The organism is Xylanimonas sp. McL0601, from assembly GCF_049852175.1.
Taxonomy (GTDB): domain Bacteria; phylum Actinomycetota; class Actinomycetes; order Actinomycetales; family Cellulomonadaceae; genus Xylanimonas.
Genome location: NZ_CP187527.1, coordinates 2,137,567 through 2,154,180 on the forward strand (window position 1 = coordinate 2,137,567; position 16,614 = coordinate 2,154,180).

Here is a 16,614-nt window from a genome sequence, read left to right on the forward strand (position 1 = left end):
ACCCTTCGGGCCGTGAACAGCACCGCCCCCGCGCTCTCCCGCTCGACGCACCCCAGCCCGGCGGTCCCGGTGCGCATCGTCCACCTCGGGCTGGGCGCGTTCCACCGCGCGCACCAGGCCTGGTACACGGGCCACGCCGCCGACGCCGCGGAGTGGGGCATTGCCGCGTTCACCGGGCGCAGCGCCACCGCCGCCGAGGAGCTCGCGCCGCAGGACGGGCTGTTCACCCTCGTCGTGCGCGGCGCGGCCGGCGACGAGCTGGACGTGGTCGGCAGCATCGCCGAGGCCTGGGACGGTGCGCGCCTCGACCGGCTGGTCGCCCTGCTCGCCGCCCCGACGACGGCGATCGTCACGATGACGATCACCGAGAAGGGCTACCGCCTCGCACCCGACGGCCTTCCCGACACCGGCGACCCGGCTGTCGCGGCCGACGTCGCGCTGCTCGGGGCGCTGCCCGCGGGCGACCTCGCGGCGTCGACGCCGGGCGTCACCACGACGCTCGGCCGCCTCGTGGTCGGCCTCGAGGCTCGCCGGCGCGCCGGCGGCTCGCCGCTCGCGATCGTGCCGTGCGACAACCTGCCGTCCAACGGACCGATGGTCCGCGCGGCCGTGCTGGCGCTCGCGGACGCGGTGTCGCCCGAGCTCACCGGGTGGATGCTCGAGCACGTCTCGTTCGTCTCGACGTCCGTGGACCGCATCACCCCCCGCACCACCGACGCCGACCGCGCCACGGTGCGCGAGCGCGCGGGCTACGACGACGCCGCCGTCGTCGTCACCGAGCCGTTCACCGACTGGGTGCTCAGCGGCGACTTCCCGGCCGGGCGCCCCGCGTGGGAGACGGCCGGCGCGCGGTTCGTCGAGGACGTCGAGCCGTTCGAGCGCCGCAAGCTCTGGCTGCTCAACGGGTCGCACACGCTCCTGGCGCTGCTGGGCCCGGCCCGCGGCCACGCCACCGTGGCCCAGGCGATCGCCGACCCGGTGCTGCGCGCCGCCGTCGAGAGCCTGTGGGACGAGGCCGTCGCGCACCTGCCCGCCGAGGGGCTGGACCTGCCCGCCTACCGGGCCGCGCTCGTCGAGCGGTTCGAGAACGCCCGGATCGAGCACCAGCTCGCGCAGATCCTGCTCGACACCGACCAGAAGCTGCCGATCCGGATCGTGCCGGTGGCGCTCGCCGAGCGCGCCGCAGGCCGCTCGGCCGCGGCGTGCGCGCTGCCGATCGCCGCGTGGGTGGCCCTGCAGGGGGGCGACGTGACCGCCGTCGTGGGCGCGCTGAGCCCGCAGCTGGCCGGGGACGCAGAGTTCCTCACGCTGGTCGAGTCGCTGGCTCCTCAGCCGGCCTGAAGCTCGTGCCGACCTCCCCGCCGGCCCGCCGGCGTCCCACCTGGCCCGAGCTGCCCCTCGCGGTGCGCGTCGCCGTCGAGGAGCGCCTCGGCGCTCGCGTCGAACGGTGGGCGTCGAACGACGGCGGGTACTCGCACGGCCTGGCCTCGGTCCTCGAGACGTCGGCGGGCGAACGCGTCTTCGTCAAGGCGGCCGACTCGAGCAACGAGTTCACCCAGTGGCTGTACCGCGAAGAGGCGCGCCGGGTCGTCGCGCTGCCGCGCAGCGTGCCGACCCCAAGGTTCCGCTGGGCCGCGACCCTCGACGCCGCGCCCGGGGACGCGTGGGAGGTGCTCGCGTTCGACGCCGGCACCGGCCGCCCGCCGCGGCAGCCGTGGCGCGCCGACGAGCTCGCCGCCGTCGTCGGGCTGGCCGGGCGCATCTCCGACCACGAGATCGAGCCGGGCGCGCTGCCCGAGGCGGCCGACGAGCTGCCGACCGGCCACTGGGACGAGCTCGCCGCGGGGGAGCACCCGGGTCTCGACACCTATGACCCGTGGGTCGCGACCAACGTCGAGCGCCTCGGGGCCCTCGCAGCGACCGCCGGCGAGGCGGTCCGCGGCGGCAGCCTCGTGCACGGCGACCTGCGCGGCGACAACGCGCTGGTGGAGCAGGGCCCCGACGGGCTCACCGCGGTGGCCGTCGACTGGCCCAACGCGGCGCGCGGAGCGGCCTTCGTCGACGTCGTCGGCATGCTGCCGGCCGTCCGGCTCGAGGGCGGACCGGAGCCCGAGGACGTGCTCGCCGCGCACCCGCTGCGGCCGGGCACCGACCAGGGCGCCGTCACCGTGTTCCTCGCGGCGCTGACCGGGTACTTCCTCGCCTCGTCGCTGCGCCCGCCACCGCCGGGCATCCCGCACGTGCGCGCCTTCCAGCGCGCGCAGGGCGAGGTGTGCGTCGCGTGGCTCCGGCGCCGGCTGGGAGAGTAGACGGCCCCTGCGTCACTCTCCGGTCTCGCCGTCGAGCGCCTCGCGGAGCAGGTCGGCGTGCCCGTTGTGGCGTGCGTACTCCTCGACGAGGTGCAGAAGGACCCAGCGCAGGCTGAACGCGCCGCCGCCGTGCCGGTCCTCGCGTGCCGAGGTCGCGTCCAGCCCGCCTGCCGCCAGTGCCTCGTCGATCGCGCGGTCCGACGTCGCCACCGCCTCGTCGAACAGGGCCCGCAGGGCTTCGGGCGAGTCGGCGGCGGCGCTGTGCCACTCCCAGTCGCGGTCGGCGTCCCAGGGTGCGGAGTCGAACGGCGGCCGCGCGGGGCGTCCGTGCATCACCTGGGTGGTCCAGTTCCCCTCGACGAGCGCGAGGTGCTTGAGCAGGCCGCCGAGCGTCATCGTGCTCGGGGCGAGCGGCGTCGCGAGCTGGGCGGCGTCCAGGCCGGACGTCTTCCAGCGCAGCGTCTCGCGGTGGTAGTCGAGGAACGCGCGCAGGGTAGTGACCTCGTCTCCACGCAGAGGCGGGTCGGTGCGGTGGTCGGGGCGCATGGAGGGGACGTTAGCGTGGCGGGCGGTCACACCAGCCCACCGAGCTCCTTCGCCCGCGTCAGCACGGCGTCGAGCATCTCGGGCGTGAGCCGGCCCGTGAACGTGTTGTGCGGCGACGGGTGGAAGCTCCCCATCAGCACCACCTGCCCGCCGCCGGGCCGGCCGAGCGGGATCGCGGCAGCGTGGGCGAACTTCGGGCGCGGCCGCGGCACGTGCCAGCCCTGCTCCTCGAGCGTGCGCAGGGCCGCGTCCCAGCCGATCGCGCCCAGCGCGAGCACCACGCGCACGGTCGGGGCGAGCAGCTCGAGCTCGCGCGCGAGCCACGGCCCGCAGCGCCGCCGCTCGTCGGGCGTGGGCTTGTTGGCCGGGGGAGCGCACCGCACCGGCGCGACCAGCCGCACCCCCGTGAGCTCGAGCCCGTCGTCGAGCCCGGTCGCCGTCGGCTGGTTCGCGAGGCCGACACGGTGCAGCGCCGCGAACAGGAAGTCGCCGCTGCGGTCCCCGGTGAACATGCGCCCGGTGCGGTTCGCCCCGTCCGCTGCAGGGGCGAGGCCGACGACGGCGATGCGGGCGGCGTCGTCGCCGAACCCGGGCACCGGCCGCGCCCAGTAGACCTGCCCGCGGAACGCCGCCCGCGGGTTGGCGGCGGCGGCCTCGCGCCACGCGACGAGGCGCGGGCACGCGCGGCACTGCACGAGCCGCCCGGCGAGCGCGGCGAGGTCGGGCGCGGAGGCGGCGCCGAGCGGGTAGCCGGGATCGTCCGGCGCGGTAGCCACCGCACCATCCTGGCGCGGGCGACGCGAAGGCGCCCCGTCCCTGGGGGACGAGGCGCCTTCGGCGAGAGCGGGTCAGACGGTGGCCAGCGTGTTCTCCTCGACCTTCGCATCGACCTTCGCACCGGTCGCGATGCGGGTCAGGGCGTAGCCGTTGCCCGCCACGAGGACGCCCATGCCGATGACCAGGGCTGCGACGCCGTAGGCGATCACCGACGTGAAGAGCGAGGCACGGAGGAACGCACCCTGCTGGGCGGTGGTGCGCAGCGGGTCCTCACGGTCGAGCTCCGCGTAGGTCTTGCCGCTCGTGATCTTCATCGTGTGCTCCTCGATGATCTGCGCCTGGGCGTAGGCCGAGAGCGGGTTGTTCACCGTGGTGCCGGCCAGGAACGGGGCGTCGGCCGAGACGGTGATGCGCTGGTCGTTCAGCTGCGAGGTCACGACGCCCCAGGTGGCGCCGCCCACGACGATCATCGCGAGGCCGGCGACGAGGCCGATGATGCCGAGGACGCGGACGGGCTTCTTGGCGGTGGTGCTCATGGTGGTGATCCCCTCTGATGGGCCGCGGTGGCGGCCTCTCTGGTGGTCCGACCCTGTGGTCTGACCTCTGTTCGCGAGGCTAGAACCGGTGGTCAGACCACAGCAAACCGAACGAGGCCTGGCGCGATGTGACGTGCGACACAGCGCGCAAGAGCGCCCCGTCCCGGTGCGGGACGAGGCGCTCGAGGTGGTCGCTTCAGTCTGGGGATCAGACCGTGGCGAGCTCCTCCTCGCGCACCGAGGTGCCGGCGGCGATGCGGGTCAGCGCGTAGCCGTTGCCCGCCACGAGGGCGCCCGTGCCGATGACCAGGGCGGCGACGCCGTAGGCGATCACCGAGGTGAAGAGCGAGGCCTGGAGGAACGCGCCCTGCTGCGCGACCTCGCGCAGCGGGTCATCACGGTCGAGGTCGGCGAAGCTGCGGCCGCCGGTCATCTCGTTCGTGCTCGCCTCGATGCCCGCGGCCTGCGCGAAGGCCGAGAACGGGTTGTTCACCGTCGTGCCGGCCAGGAACGGGGCGTTCGAGGTGACGGTGATGTTCTGCGAAGACAGCTGCGAGGTCACGACGCCCCAGGTGGCGCCGCCGGCGACGATCATGAACAGACCGGTGACGAGGCCGATGATGCCGAACATGCGCACGGGACGCTTGGTGGTGGTGCTCACGGTGATGTTCCCCTCAGGATTGGACGTGGTGGCCAGACCACAGGTGCTGGGCGTGTGCCCAACCGTGGAGGTCTGCGGCACTGACAGAAACCCTGCCATCTCTTGACCTTCCGTTGGTCAGAACGTCGCCATCCGCGCCCAGGTCTGTCCGCGTGTGCGCGCCCGTGCGTGCCGGGCGTCCGTTCTTTGACTGCTCTTTCGCGGCCCCGCATGCCGACCTGCCGCGCGTCGCGTGGAAAGGCGTCGGCCGGGACCGGCGGCGTCGGTACGATCGAGGGGCGCCGCCCACGGGCGGTGCCCCTCGACGCGCGCCGGGCCTGCCAGTGCCCGCGCGCCGAGAGTCCACCACCCCCACGCGGGCGGCCTTCGTCCGTCGCCCGGTGAACACGAAGGAGCAGCCCGTGTCCGACGCCACCTCACCGCAGGTTCCGGAGCAGATCGTGACGACGACGCCGACCACGGGCGCGGAGCTCTTCGCCGAGCTCAAGGACGTCGTCGTCGTCCGCGTCGACGGCGAGCTGTGGGACCTGGACCGCGAGATCCCGGTGGGCGCGAAGGTCGAGCCCGTGTCGGTCCACGAGCCGGACGGCCTGAACGTGCTGCGCCACTCGGCGGCCCACGTGCTCGCGCAGGCGGTGCAGCAGGTCAACCCCGACGCCAAGCTCGGCATCGGCCCGCCCGTGCGCGACGGCTTCTACTACGACTTCGACGTCGAGACCCCGTTCACGCCCGAGGACCTCAAGGCCCTCGACAAGGCGATGTCCCGCATCATCCGCGAGGGCCAGACGTTCCGCCGCCGCGTGGTGACCGAGGACGAGGCGCGCGCCGAGCTCGCGAACGAGCCTTACAAGCTGGAGCTCATCGGGCTCAAGGGCGGCGCGGCCGACGGCGACAGCGGCGAGAACGTGGAGGTCGGCGGCGCCGAGCTCACGATCTACGACAACGTCCGCGGCGCCGGCCGCGAGAGCGAGACGGTGGTCTGGAAGGACCTGTGCCGCGGCCCGCACCTGCCGAGCACCAGGCTCATCGGGCAGGGCGTGCAGCTCATGCGCAGCGCCGCGGCCTACTGGCGCGGCGACCAGGAGAACGCCTCGCTGCAGCGCGTGTACGGCACGGCGTGGCCGAACAAGGACGAGCTCAAGGGCTACCTCGAGCGCCTCGCCGAGGCCGAGCGCCGCGACCACCGCCGCATCGGTACCGAGATGGACCTGTTCTCGTTCCACGACGAGGTCGGCTCGGGCCTGCCGCTGTTCCACCCCAAGGGCGGCGTGATCAAGCGGGTCATGGAGGACTACGTCCGCCAGCGCCACATCGAGGAGGGCTTCTCCTACGTCGGCACCCCGCACATCACCAAGGAAGGGCTCTTCTACACCTCGGGCCACCTGCCGTACTACGCGGACACGATGTTCCCGGCGCTCGACCTCGAGGACGTCGGCGACCACGGGCGCTACCGCCTCAAGGCGATGAACTGCCCGATGCACAACCTGATCTTTGCCAGCCGCGGCCGTTCCTACCGCGAGCTGCCGATCCGCCTGTTCGAGTTCGGCTCGGTGTACCGGTACGAGAAGTCGGGCGTGGTCCAGGGCCTGACCCGCGTGCGTGGCCTGACCCAGGACGACTCGCACTCCTACGTCACCGAGGAGCAGGCGCCCGGCGAGGTGAAGCACCTGCTGAACTTCGTCCTCTCGGTTCTCAAGGACTTCGGCCTCGACGACTTCTACCTGGAGCTGTCGACGCGGGACGACAAGAAGACGGACAAGTTCGTCGGCTCCGAGGAGGAGTGGGTCAAGGCCACCGCGGTGCTGGAGCAGGTCGCGCTCGAGTCCGGCCTCGACCTGGTCGCCGACCCGGGCGGCGCCGCGTTCTACGGGCCCAAGATCTCCGTCCAGGCCAAGGACGCCATCGGCCGCACCTGGCAGATGGGTACCGTCCAGTACGACTTCAGCCAGCCGAAGGGGTTCGGCCTGGAGTACACCGCGCCCGACGGTTCCAAGCAGCAGCCGGTCATGATCCACTCGGCCAAGTTCGGCTCGATCGAGCGGTTCATGGGCGTGCTCATCGAGCACTACGCCGGGCAGTTCCCCGCGTGGCTCGCGCCCGTCCAGGTGCTGGCCGTCCCGGTCGCCGAGGCGTTCGACGACTACCTCAAGGACGTCGTCGCGCAGCTGGTCGCCCGCGGCATCCGCGCCGAGGTCGACCTCTCGGACGACCGGTTCGGCAAGAAGATCCGCAACGCCGCCAAGGAGAAGGTGCCCTTCGTGCTCATCGCCGGCGGCGAGGACGTCGAGAAGGGGGCGGTCAGCTTCCGCTTCCGCGACGAGCACCAGGAGAACGGCGTGCCGATCGCGGACGCGATCGAGCGCATCGTCGCCGCCGTGCGTGACAGGGTCCAGGTGTGACACCTACCCCGCCCGGGCAGGGGGACGCCACGGTCGAGCCGGCCGCGGCGTTCCCCCCGCCGAACGACGACCTGCAGCGCCTGTGGACCCCGCACCGGATGGTCTACATCGGCGGGCAGGACAAGCCGAAGGACGCCTCGCCGTCGGCGTGCCCCTTCTGCGCGATCGCCCCCGAGGACGACGAGCGCAAGCTCGTCGTCGCCCGCGGCACGACCTGCTACGCGATCCTCAACCTGTACCCGTACAACCCCGGGCACCTCATGCTGGTGCCGTACCGGCACGTGTCGGCGTACGTGGACCTGACCGACGCCGAGACGGTCGAGCTCGCGCAGCTGACGCAGACGGCGATCCGGGTCCTGGAGCAGGTCTACCGTCCCGGCGGCTACAACCTGGGCATGAACCAGGGCGACGTCGCCGGCGCGGGCATCGCTGCGCACCTTCACCAGCACGTCGTGCCCCGCTGGCAGGGCGACTCCAACTTCCTGCCGGTGGTGGCCCGCACCAAGGCCGTGCCCGAGCTGCTCGCAGACGCCCGCGCGCGGCTGGCCGCCGCGTGGCCCGCCCCGACCACGTCCGAAGACCCCCGCGAGGAGCCTTCCTGATGTTCTCCCGCCTTCGCTCCGCCATGCAGGCGTTCTTCACGCCGATGGCCAAGGGCCTCATGCGGCTGGGCGTGTCGCCCGACGCCGTGACGATCGCCGGCACCGTCGTCGTGACCGGTCTGGCCCTGGGCCTGCTCCCGACCGGCCACCTGTTCCTGGGTGCGCTGCTCATCGGCGTGTTCGCGCTGTTCGACTCGCTCGACGGCGTGCTCGCCCGCCTGTCCGGCACCTCGGGCCCGTGGGGCGCGTTCCTCGACTCGACGCTCGACCGCATCTCCGACGGCGCCGTGTTCGCCGGCATCACGCTGTGGTTCGTGCTGCACCCCGACGTCGCCCACCAGCGCTGGGGGACGGCGGCCGCGCTCGCGTGCCTGGTGCTCGGTGGCGTCGTGCCGTACGCCCGCGCCCGGGCCGAGTCGGTGGGCGCCGACGCGCACGTGGGAATCGCCGAGCGCACCGACCGCCTGGTGATCGCGCTGGTCCCGACCGGGTTCGTCCAGCTCGGGCTGCCCGTGGTCGTGCTCGTCGTCGTGCTCACGCTGCTCGCGGTCGCGAGCCTCGTCACGGTTGTGCAGCGGATCGCCGCCGTCCACCGCCAGCTCGCGCCCGGCCGGAAGACCGCCCGTGGTTGACATCGCCGCTGCCTACACGTTCGCGTGGCGCAACGCGCCCCGGATCCCCGAGACCGTCCTCCGTGCCGCATTCACGCTCGTGGCCGACGTCGCCTGGCTGCGCCGCGGCGCGGGCGTGCGGCGCATGGAGGCCAACTACGCGCGGGTGCGCCCCGAGCTCGACGCACGCGCCCTCCGCCGGCTGTCGCGCGCAGGCATGCGCTCGTACATGCGCTACTTCCGCGAGGCGTTCACCCTGCAGGCCGCCACGCCCGCGCAGGTGAACGCCCGCGTGCGCGTGGTCTACCCCGAGAACGTCCGCGCCGTCGTCGAGGACGGCGCCGCCGCCGCGCTCGCGCTCGGGCACCTGGGCAACTGGGACCTCGCCGGCGCCTGGTCCACCATCCACGTGGCCCCCGTGCTCACCGTGGCCGAGAAGCTCAAGCCCGAGGCGCTCTTCGACGCGTTCCTCGACTTCCGGAGGTCCATCGGCATCGAGGCCCTCGGCCTGGGCGACGCGGACGTCTTCCGCCAGCTCGTGCGCGGCGCCCGCGCCGGCCGCCGCCTCCTGCCGCTGCTCGCCGACCGCGACCTCACCGCGACGGGCGTCGAGGTCGACCTCGCCGGGCACCCGGCGCGCGTCGCGGCCGGACCGGCGGCGCTGGCGCTCGCCGCCGGCATCGACCTGGTCCCGACGACGGTCACGTACGAGCGGCTGAGCGGCGCCCGCCGTCGCGCCGCCGGCACCGCGTGGGGCATCGCCCTCACCTTCCACCCGCCCGTCCCGGTGCCCGACGGCGACCCCGACCTCTCGGGCCCGGACCGGCGTCGCGCGCAGGTCGCCGCGATGACCCAGGCCTGGGTCGACACCATCGCCGTCACCCTGCGCGAGAGCACGGAGGACTGGCACATGCTGCAGAAGGTCTTCGTCGAGGACCTCGACCCCGACCGCTACGCCAAGACGCGCGCCGAGGCAGGCGAGCTCCCGGCTCACGACGCCGCGGGGGCACCGGAGTGACCCGGCCGCTGCGCGTGGGCATCGTGTGCCCCTACAGCTTCGACGCGCCCGGAGGCGTCCAGTTCCACGTCCGCGACCTGGCGCAGGCCCTCCAGGACCGCGGCCACGAGGTGTCCGTGCTGGCGCCGGCCGGCGACGACACGCCCGTGCCCGACGTCGTCGTGCCCGCGGGCAAGGCCGTGGCCGTGCGCTACAACGGGTCGGTCGCGCGGCTTGCCTTCGGCCCGCGGGCCGCCGCGCGCGTGCGGCGCTGGGTCGACGCGGGTGGGTTCGACGTGCTGCACCTGCACGAGCCCATGACGCCGAGCCTGTCGATGCTGGCGCTGTGGATCGCCGAGGGTCCCGTCGTCTCGACGTTCCACACGGCCCAGGTCCGCTCGCGCGCGCTGCAGGTGGCCTACCCGCTGCTGCGCCAGAGCCTCGAGAAGATCGCTGCGCGCATCGCAGTCTCGGAGGACGCGCGGCGCATGCTCGTGGACCACGTGGGTGGCGACGCCGTCGTCATCCCCAACGGGGTGTACGTCGACACGTTTGCCGCGGCCACGCCGTCGGCGGAGTGGCAGGGCACGACCGACGCGCCGACCATCGCGTTCCTCGGCCGCCTCGACGAGCCGCGCAAGGGCCTGCAGGTGCTCGCCGCAGCCGTCCCGCAGGTGCTCGCGCGGTACCCGGGAGCGCGGTTCCTCGTCGCCGGTCGCGGCGACGCCGGGCGCGACGAGGCGATCGAGTCGCTCGGCGAGCACGCCGCGGCGGTCACGTTCCTGGGCGGCATCAGCGACGAGGACAAGGCCACGCTGCTCAGCTCGGTCGACGTGTACATCGCGCCGCAGACCGGCGGCGAGAGCTTCGGCATCGTGCTCGTCGAGGCGATGAGCGCGGGAGCGGGCGTCGTCGCGAGCGACCTCGGTGCGTTCCGCCGCGTGCTCGACGACGGCGCCGCGGGCGCGCTGTTCCGCAACGAGGACCCGGCAGACCTCGCGCGCGTCGTCAACGACGCGATCGACGACCGGGCGGCGACGGAAGCCCGGCGGGCGCACGCGGCCACGTGGGTGCGGCACTTCGACTGGTCGACCGTCACGGACCGGGTCGAGGCGGTCTACGAGATGGCCGTGGCCGCGGGGGAGGCGATCCCCGTGCGGCCCGACGCCGCGTGGCGCCCGCCGCGGGCGCTGCGCCTGCTGGGCGAGGGGGGTGACCGGTGAGCTGGTCGGAGATCGCCCTCGTCGTCCTGGCGGCCGTCGCGGTGCTGGTCTGGGTGTCGTGGGTCTGGGCCTCGCGCCTGGACCGCCTGCACCGCAAGGTGGCGGCGTCGCGCATCGCGCTCGACGCGCAGCTCGTGCGGCGCGCGAGCGCCGCGGCCGACCTGGCGACGTCGGGCCTGCTGGACCCGGCGTCGAGCGTGCTCGTGGCGGACGCCGCGTACGCCGTCGTCGACGACGCCGGTCCGGTGACCGAGCCCGAGCAGGCGCTCGAGATGGACGGCCTCGGCGTCCAGCGCGAGCGGGTGGAGAGCGCCCTCTCGGCGACGCTCCGGTCGGCGTTCGACGACGCCGAGGTGGTGGAGGCGCTCCGGACCACGCCGCCTGGGGACTCGCTCGTCGCCAACCTGGGCGCCGGCTGGTACCGCGCGCAGCTCGCGCGGCGGTTCCACAACGAGGCCGTCGCGCAGGCGCAGCGGGCGCGTCGGCACTGGCTGGTGCGGCTCCTGCACCTGGCAGGGCGCGCGCCGGTGCCGCAGACGGTCGAGCTGGACGACCTCATGCCGGCGGGTCTGGGCGCACCGGCCCAGCCGTAGGATGGCCGCGTGGAGAACAACCAGACTGCGAACACCCCCGGTGAGGTCGGCACGGCCCGCGTGAAGCGGGGCATGGCCGAGATGCTCAAGGGCGGCGTCATCATGGACGTCGTCAACGCCGAGCAGGCGAAGATCGCCGAGGACGCCGGCGCCGTCGCCGTCATGGCGCTCGAGCGCGTGCCGGCCGACATCCGCGCCGAGGGCGGCGTGTCGCGCATGAGCGACCCCGACATGATCGACGGCATCATCGAGGCCGTCTCGATCCCCGTCATGGCGAAGGCCCGCATCGGCCACTTCGTCGAGGCGCAGGTGCTCCAGTCCCTCGGCGTCGACTACGTGGACGAGTCCGAGGTGCTGACCCCGGCCGACTACGCGAACCACATCGACAAGTGGCAGTTCACCGTGCCGTTCGTGTGCGGTGCCACCAACCTGGGCGAGGCGCTGCGCCGCATCACCGAGGGCGCGGCCATGATCCGCTCGAAGGGCGAGGCCGGCACGGGTGACGTCTCCAACGCCACGACGCACATGCGCCAGATCCGCCAGCAGATCCGCAACCTCGCGTCGCTGCCCGAGGACGAGCTGTTCGTCGCCGCCAAGGAGCTGCAGGCGCCGTACGAGCTGGTCGCGGAGATCGCGCGCACCGGCAAGCTCCCCGTCGTCCTGTTCACCGCGGGCGGCATCGCCACCCCGGCCGACGCCGCGATGATGATGCAGCTCGGCGCCGAGGGCGTGTTCGTCGGCTCCGGCATCTTCAAGTCGGGTGACCCGGCGGCCCGCGCCAAGGCGATCGTCCAGGCCACGACGTTCTTCGACGACCCGTCGGTCATCGCCAAGGTCTCGCGCGGCCTGGGCGAGGCCATGGTCGGCATCAACGTCGAGGCCGAGCCCGCGCCCGTCCGCCTGGCCGAGCGCGGCTGGTGACGTCGCTCGGTGGCTGAGCCTGTCGAGACGACCGGCACGTCCTCGCTCGGCCCCGACTGGGTGCTGGGCGAGGACGGTCTGCGTCACCGCAGCGCGGCCCGCGTCGTCGTGCTCGACGACGCGGGCCGCGTGCTCGTGGTGCGCGGCCACGACGCCGACCAGCCCGAGCGCTCGTGGTGGTTCACCATCGGCGGCGGCATCGATGCCGGCGAGAACGAGGTCGACGCCGCGCTGCGCGAGCTGCGCGAGGAGGCCGGCATCGTGCTGGCCCCGACCGACCTGGTCGGGCCCGTGATGACCCGGGCCGGGTACTTCCACTTCTTCGCCGAGACCTGCCGGCAGGACGAGGTCTTCTTCGTCGCGCGCGTCCCCGCCGGCACCGAGCCGCACGACGCCGGCTGGACCGACGTCGAGCGCGAGGTGCTCGACGGGATGGCCTGGCTCAGTCCGCTGGAGCTGCGCGAGCAGCCGCTCGAGGTGTTCCCGACGGCGTTGCCCGACGTCGTCGACCGGCTCGTCGCCGGGTGGGACGGAACGGTGCTCCACCTGGGCGAGGAGCACGACGACTGAGCCGGCGCGGTCAACCGTGCGGCTGTCGCGCCTAGAATTCCGGCGTGAACCCCACCCCCACCATCGGCGTCCTCGCCCTTCAGGGCGACGTGAGCGAGCACGTCGGCGCGCTCGAGCACGCGGGCGCCCGCGCGATCCCGGTCCGCCGCCGCTCCGAGCTCGAGTCGGTCGAGGGCCTCGTCCTTCCGGGCGGCGAGTCGACGACGATCGACAAGCTGCTGCGCATCTTCGAGCTCCACGATCCGCTGCGCGCGGCCGTCAAGGACGGGCTCCCGGTGTACGGCAGCTGCGCCGGGATGATCCTGCTCGCCGAGCGGATCGAGGCCGGCATCGAGGGCCAGCGCACCATCGGGGGCATGGACGTCACCGTGCGGCGCAACGCGTTCGGCCGTCAGGTGGACTCGTTCGAGGCCGACCTCGACGTCGCCGGGATCTCGGACCTGCCGGGCGGGGCTCCGGTGCGCACGGTGTTCATCCGGGCGCCGTGGATCGAGGAGGCGGGGCCCGAGGTCGAGGTCCTGGCGCGCATCCCCGAGCGGACCACCGACGGCAGCCCGGTGCGCGTCGGCGCCGGTAAGATCGTCGCAGCACGTCAAGGGCGGCTGCTCGCGACCTCGTTCCACCCCGAGATCACCGGGGACTCGCGTGTTCACGCGTTGTTCGTGAGCATGGTCGCGGCAGGCTGAAGATTCGCGAAGGAGACAGGTAGTCCATGTCCGGTCACTCCAAGTGGGCCACGACCAAGCACAAGAAGGCCGCGATCGACGCCAAGCGCGGCAAGCTCTTCGCGAAGCTCATCAAGAACATCGAGGTGGCCGCCCGCACGGGCGGCGGCGACCTCGCGGGCAACCCGACCCTGTTCGACGCCGTCCAGAAGGCCAAGAAGTCGTCGGTCCCGAACGACAACATCGACCGCGCGGTCAAGCGCGGCTCCGGCGAGGGTGCCGACGCCGTCGACTACCAGACGATCATGTACGAGGGCTACGGCACCAACGGCGTCGCCGTGCTCGTCGAGTGCCTCACGGACAACAGGAACCGCGCCGCCTCCGAGGTGCGCCTCGCCTTCTCCCGCAACGGCGGCAGCCTCGCCGACCCCGGCTCGGTGTCCTACCTGTTCTCCCGCAAGGGCCTCGTCGTCGTGCCGAAGTCCGACGGCGTGGGCGAGGACGAGGTCATGATGGCCGCGCTCGAGGCCGGGGCCGACGAGGTCACGGACGAGGGCGACACCATCGAGGTGCTGTGCGAGGCGACCGACCTGGTCGCGGTCCGCAAGGCCATCCAGGAGGCCGGGATCGACTACGACTCGGCGGACGTGATCTTCCACCCGTCGATGGAGGTCGAGGTCGACGCCGAAGGTGCGCGGAAGATCCTTCGCCTGATCGACGCCCTCGAGGACTCCGACGACGTCCAGAACGTCTACGCGAACTTCGACGCGTCCGACGAGGTCATGGCGGAGCTCGAGAACGACTGACGTCGTTGCGAGACCTGCGTCCCCGGGTTGACGATGGGCGCACAGAGGTGCGTCGCGCCAGGTGATCTCTCCTCGACCGACGGCGCTCGTACCGCGACGAGCGGATGATCCATGTCACAGGTCTACCCAGCGCAGAGAAGCCAGAAGCCGCCGTTTCCGTGGCGCGGAGTCTCGCCGGTCCTCGCGAGCATCGTGGGGACGGGCGAGTCGATCCTGATCGTCCTCGGCTGCCTGTTCGGCCTGCCGATCCTGGTGTTCCCATGGACGGCGCTGAGGATCCGGCGATCGGTCGCCAACGGGCAGGCCATCGCGACCCGCTGGGCGCTGGGTGCCCTGGTCTCCGGTCTCATGCTGCTCCTCGGTGTGGGCCTCTGCGTCGCCGTGGCCGCCACCGCCGACGAGCCCGCGGTCGACGTCATCGCCTGGGTGTTCGCGGCGATCGGCGTGATCCCTCTCGTCACCGGTCTCGGCATGGTGCTCACGTCCGGCCGGAGCCGCGCCCGGATGCTGCGCGCGACCCGTGCGCAGCAGACCCGCGTCGTCGTCGACAAGCATCTCTTTGACGACTCCGAGCTGAGCCGGCGCGTCGAGGGGGCGTTGCGCGAGCTGTCCAGCCTCGTGCCCGTGTACGCGGACTACCGCATCGACGGCGTCCCGGTGTCCGAGAAGCTCGGCCGCATCGTCGAGGAGTTCCAGGAGCTGATCCGGCGCCTCGACGCGCGCGGCACGCCCCACCAGGTGCGGATGGCGAAGGCGCAGTTCGCGGCCGTCCTCGAGAAGGTCGTGCTCTGCGTGTCGCCCGAACACCTCAAGGACGTCATCGACAACCCGCACCTCTGGCCCCACCCCGAGCAGCGGGTCGCGGCGGTCGGCGCCATGCTCGACGACGTCTCCGCGGAGATCGTCGAGAACATCCGTCAGGTGAACTCCCGCACCGACCTGAACTTCCAGGTCGCGCTGACCTCGCTGAACGCGATCACGCGCGACGCCGAGTTCGCCCGTCTCATCGGAGGAACATCGTGACGGACACACCCAAGCGGGCCGTCGACGTCGACTTCAATGCTCTGCTTGGGGGCGCCGACCCCACCGCCGTCCCGTTGACGCCGCTCGAGCAGGCGGTGGGGGACGGTACCGGGGACGTCACCGCCGACACCGCCGAGGGCTTCCAGTTCCGCTCCCTGCTCACCGAAGAGCAGCGCGCCTCGCTGACGGCGGGCGCCCCCGCCCTCGCCGAGCGGATCGCCGGCGACCTGAACACGGTGCTGACGTTCGGTGCGCCCGTGATGCAGCGGCTCAACGATGCGTCGGTCCAGCTCCTCCAGGCGCAGGAGGGCATCGACCTGCCCCAGGCCGACGTGGTGGTCAACGACCTGCTGCGGGAGATGGACGGCTTCGAGTCGAAGTACCGCAACGCCGCGCTCGAGGAGGCGGCCGGCAAGTTTCGGAGCTGGTTCAAGCGCACCAAGGCTTCGTTCGAGGTCATGGTGCGCGAGTCCAGGCCGATCGCGGACCGGCTGGACCTGGCCGAGGTCAAGCTCCAGGAGATGGAGCAGCGCATCGGCGACAACATCACGCGCGGGCAGCTGCTCCACAAGCAGTCGCTGCAGCACATGGACCAGGTGGTCGGGGTGCTCGCCGCGCTCGAGGAGGTCACCGACCTCCTGCGCGACGACGTCGCCGCCGCGACCGCGACCCTCACGGCCGCGCAGGCGTCGCACGCGATGAGCGTGGAGTTGAAGGGCGCCACCGTCTCGACCGGCGAGATGACCGAGATCCACGCCAAGCTCACGACTGCCCTCTCCGAGACCGAGAAGACCTGGCACGACTGGCGCCAGCAGTTCTTCATGGGCTTCGCGAACGCCCCCAGCACCCGGAACCTCGTCATGACGCAGTTCTCGCTGCGCCGCCGGCTCTCGACCTTCCGCACGATGGGGATCCCGCAGGCGCGCCAGGCGCTCGTGATGTGGCAGCAGGCTGCGCTCGCCCAGGAGGGCGCCGAGCTCGGCGAGAACGTGCAGGCGGGCGTCAACCGGCTGGTCCAGCAGTCCTTCGGCGCCACCGCCGACGCCGTCGGGCGCGTCGCACAGGCGTCGCAGGCCCCGGTCATCACCGAGGAGACGGTGTGGGCCGTGGTCGACTCGGTGCGGGCCCAGTGCCAGGCCATCGTCGCCGCCGACGCCGCCGGCCGAGAGCTGCGTGCGCGGGACCTGAAGGCGCTCGCGAAGGGCGAGGTCACGATCAGGGACGAGTACACCGCGATGCAGCGCAGGCTCGCGGCGGCTCAGGCCGGCGGAAGCACCTCAGCCGCCGCACCCGGCGCGACCGCGGACCCGGTCGAGGGCGACTTCCTGGCAGGCCTCGAAGGCTGACCGACGCCCGTGGGCGACCGGGTTCGACG

The 16,614-nt window shown here is 72.8% G+C and carries 18 protein-coding genes; 14 read left to right on the forward strand and 4 right to left on the reverse strand.

The genetic code is table 11. The features are described from left to right. Positions 1-12 precede the first annotated feature (12 nt). Positions 13-1,341 carry a mannitol dehydrogenase family protein gene (locus tag ACO4JP_RS09785; protein WP_425953502.1) on the forward strand — a complete coding sequence of 443 codons (1,329 nt, stop codon included), beginning with the start codon at positions 13-15 and terminating at the stop codon, positions 1,339-1,341. 5 nt (positions 1,342-1,346) lie between these two features. Continuing rightward, positions 1,347-2,309, forward strand: coding sequence for a hypothetical protein (locus ACO4JP_RS09790; protein WP_425953503.1), 963 nt, complete (start codon positions 1,347-1,349; stop codon positions 2,307-2,309). Between the two features lie 12 nt (positions 2,310-2,321). Here ACO4JP_RS09790 and ACO4JP_RS09795 read toward each other — a convergent pair whose 3' ends face one another. The 4 genes from ACO4JP_RS09795 to ACO4JP_RS09810 form a co-directional block, all read right to left on the reverse strand. Beyond that, positions 2,322-2,855 carry a DinB family protein gene (locus tag ACO4JP_RS09795; RefSeq protein WP_425953504.1) on the reverse strand — a complete coding sequence of 178 codons (534 nt, stop codon included), beginning with the start codon at positions 2,853-2,855 and terminating at the stop codon, positions 2,322-2,324. A 26-nt stretch (positions 2,856-2,881) separates the two neighbouring features. Beyond that, on the reverse strand, positions 2,882-3,631 hold the full coding sequence (locus ACO4JP_RS09800) for a uracil-DNA glycosylase (RefSeq protein ID WP_425953505.1): 750 nt from the start codon (positions 3,629-3,631) through the stop codon (positions 2,882-2,884). A 72-nt stretch (positions 3,632-3,703) separates the two neighbouring features. Next, on the reverse strand, positions 3,704-4,168 hold the full coding sequence (locus ACO4JP_RS09805) for an aromatic ring-opening dioxygenase LigA (RefSeq protein WP_425953506.1): 465 nt from the start codon (positions 4,166-4,168) through the stop codon (positions 3,704-3,706). A 208-nt stretch (positions 4,169-4,376) separates the two neighbouring features. Further along, the gene (locus ACO4JP_RS09810) at positions 4,377-4,829 is read right to left on the reverse strand and encodes an aromatic ring-opening dioxygenase LigA (RefSeq protein WP_425953507.1); all 453 of its coding nucleotides are present in this window, start codon (positions 4,827-4,829) and stop codon (positions 4,377-4,379) included. A 401-nt stretch (positions 4,830-5,230) separates the two neighbouring features. On the opposite strand from ACO4JP_RS09810, the gene thrS reads away from it, so the two are divergent. The 12 genes from thrS (at position 5,231) to ACO4JP_RS09870 (ending at position 16,585) form a co-directional block, all read left to right on the forward strand. Next, positions 5,231-7,228: a threonine--tRNA ligase gene (gene thrS / locus ACO4JP_RS09815; protein ID WP_425953508.1), complete on the forward strand. Its 1,998-nt coding sequence runs from the start codon at positions 5,231-5,233 to the stop codon at positions 7,226-7,228. Beyond that, a complete protein-coding gene (locus tag ACO4JP_RS09820; RefSeq protein WP_425953509.1) occupies positions 7,225-7,830 on the forward strand; it encodes an HIT family protein in 606 nt (201 codons plus the stop codon). Before thrS ends, ACO4JP_RS09820 begins: the two co-directional genes overlap by 4 nt. Continuing rightward, positions 7,830-8,462 (forward strand): phosphatidylinositol phosphate synthase, encoded by a 633-nt coding sequence (gene pgsA, locus ACO4JP_RS09825; protein ID WP_425953510.1) that lies wholly within the window; start codon positions 7,830-7,832, stop codon positions 8,460-8,462. The genes ACO4JP_RS09820 and pgsA overlap by 1 nt, the downstream gene beginning before the upstream one ends. Further along, a complete protein-coding gene (locus ACO4JP_RS09830; RefSeq protein WP_425953511.1) occupies positions 8,455-9,459 on the forward strand; it encodes a phosphatidylinositol mannoside acyltransferase in 1,005 nt (334 codons plus the stop codon). Before pgsA ends, ACO4JP_RS09830 begins: the two co-directional genes overlap by 8 nt. After that, positions 9,456-10,661: a glycosyltransferase family 4 protein gene (locus ACO4JP_RS09835; RefSeq protein WP_425953512.1), complete on the forward strand. Its 1,206-nt coding sequence runs from the start codon at positions 9,456-9,458 to the stop codon at positions 10,659-10,661. The genes ACO4JP_RS09830 and ACO4JP_RS09835 overlap by 4 nt, the downstream gene beginning before the upstream one ends. Next, the gene (locus ACO4JP_RS09840) at positions 10,658-11,254 is read left to right on the forward strand and encodes a hypothetical protein (protein WP_425953513.1); all 597 of its coding nucleotides are present in this window, start codon (positions 10,658-10,660) and stop codon (positions 11,252-11,254) included. Before ACO4JP_RS09835 ends, ACO4JP_RS09840 begins: the two co-directional genes overlap by 4 nt. A gap of 9 nt (positions 11,255-11,263) precedes the next feature. After that, positions 11,264-12,175, forward strand: a complete 912-nt coding sequence (gene pdxS / locus ACO4JP_RS09845; RefSeq protein WP_425953514.1) for a pyridoxal 5'-phosphate synthase lyase subunit PdxS — start codon at positions 11,264-11,266, stop codon at positions 12,173-12,175. A 9-nt stretch (positions 12,176-12,184) separates the two neighbouring features. Then, entirely contained in the window at positions 12,185-12,745 is a 561-nt protein-coding gene (locus tag ACO4JP_RS09850; protein ID WP_425953515.1) for an NUDIX hydrolase, read from the forward strand. Between the two features lie 44 nt (positions 12,746-12,789). Beyond that, positions 12,790-13,431 carry a pyridoxal 5'-phosphate synthase glutaminase subunit PdxT gene (pdxT, locus tag ACO4JP_RS09855; protein WP_425953516.1) on the forward strand — a complete coding sequence of 214 codons (642 nt, stop codon included), beginning with the start codon at positions 12,790-12,792 and terminating at the stop codon, positions 13,429-13,431. Between the two features lie 26 nt (positions 13,432-13,457). Further along, positions 13,458-14,216, forward strand: coding sequence for a YebC/PmpR family DNA-binding transcriptional regulator (locus tag ACO4JP_RS09860; RefSeq protein WP_425953517.1), 759 nt, complete (start codon positions 13,458-13,460; stop codon positions 14,214-14,216). Between the two features lie 111 nt (positions 14,217-14,327). Next, positions 14,328-15,239, forward strand: a complete 912-nt coding sequence (locus ACO4JP_RS09865) for a hypothetical protein (protein WP_425953518.1) — start codon at positions 14,328-14,330, stop codon at positions 15,237-15,239. After that, positions 15,236-16,585: a toxic anion resistance protein gene (locus ACO4JP_RS09870; protein ID WP_425953519.1), complete on the forward strand. Its 1,350-nt coding sequence runs from the start codon at positions 15,236-15,238 to the stop codon at positions 16,583-16,585. The genes ACO4JP_RS09865 and ACO4JP_RS09870 overlap by 4 nt, the downstream gene beginning before the upstream one ends. Positions 16,586-16,614: the final 29 nt, after the last annotated feature.

Bases quoted from the DNA above. Each gene is read 5' to 3' on its own strand.
- ACO4JP_RS09795 (WP_425953504.1), bottom strand. From the start codon at position 2,855: ATGCGCCCCGACCACCGCACCGACCCGCCTCTGCGTGGAGACGAGGTC.
- ACO4JP_RS09860 (WP_425953517.1), top strand. From the start codon at position 13,458: ATGTCCGGTCACTCCAAGTGGGCCACGACCAAGCACAAGAAGGCCGCG.
- ACO4JP_RS09865 (WP_425953518.1), top strand. From the start codon at position 14,328: ATGTCACAGGTCTACCCAGCGCAGAGAAGCCAGAAGCCGCCGTTTCCG.
- ACO4JP_RS09805 (WP_425953506.1), bottom strand. From the start codon at position 4,168: ATGAGCACCACCGCCAAGAAGCCCGTCCGCGTCCTCGGCATCATCGGC.
- pgsA (WP_425953510.1), top strand. From the start codon at position 7,830: ATGTTCTCCCGCCTTCGCTCCGCCATGCAGGCGTTCTTCACGCCGATG.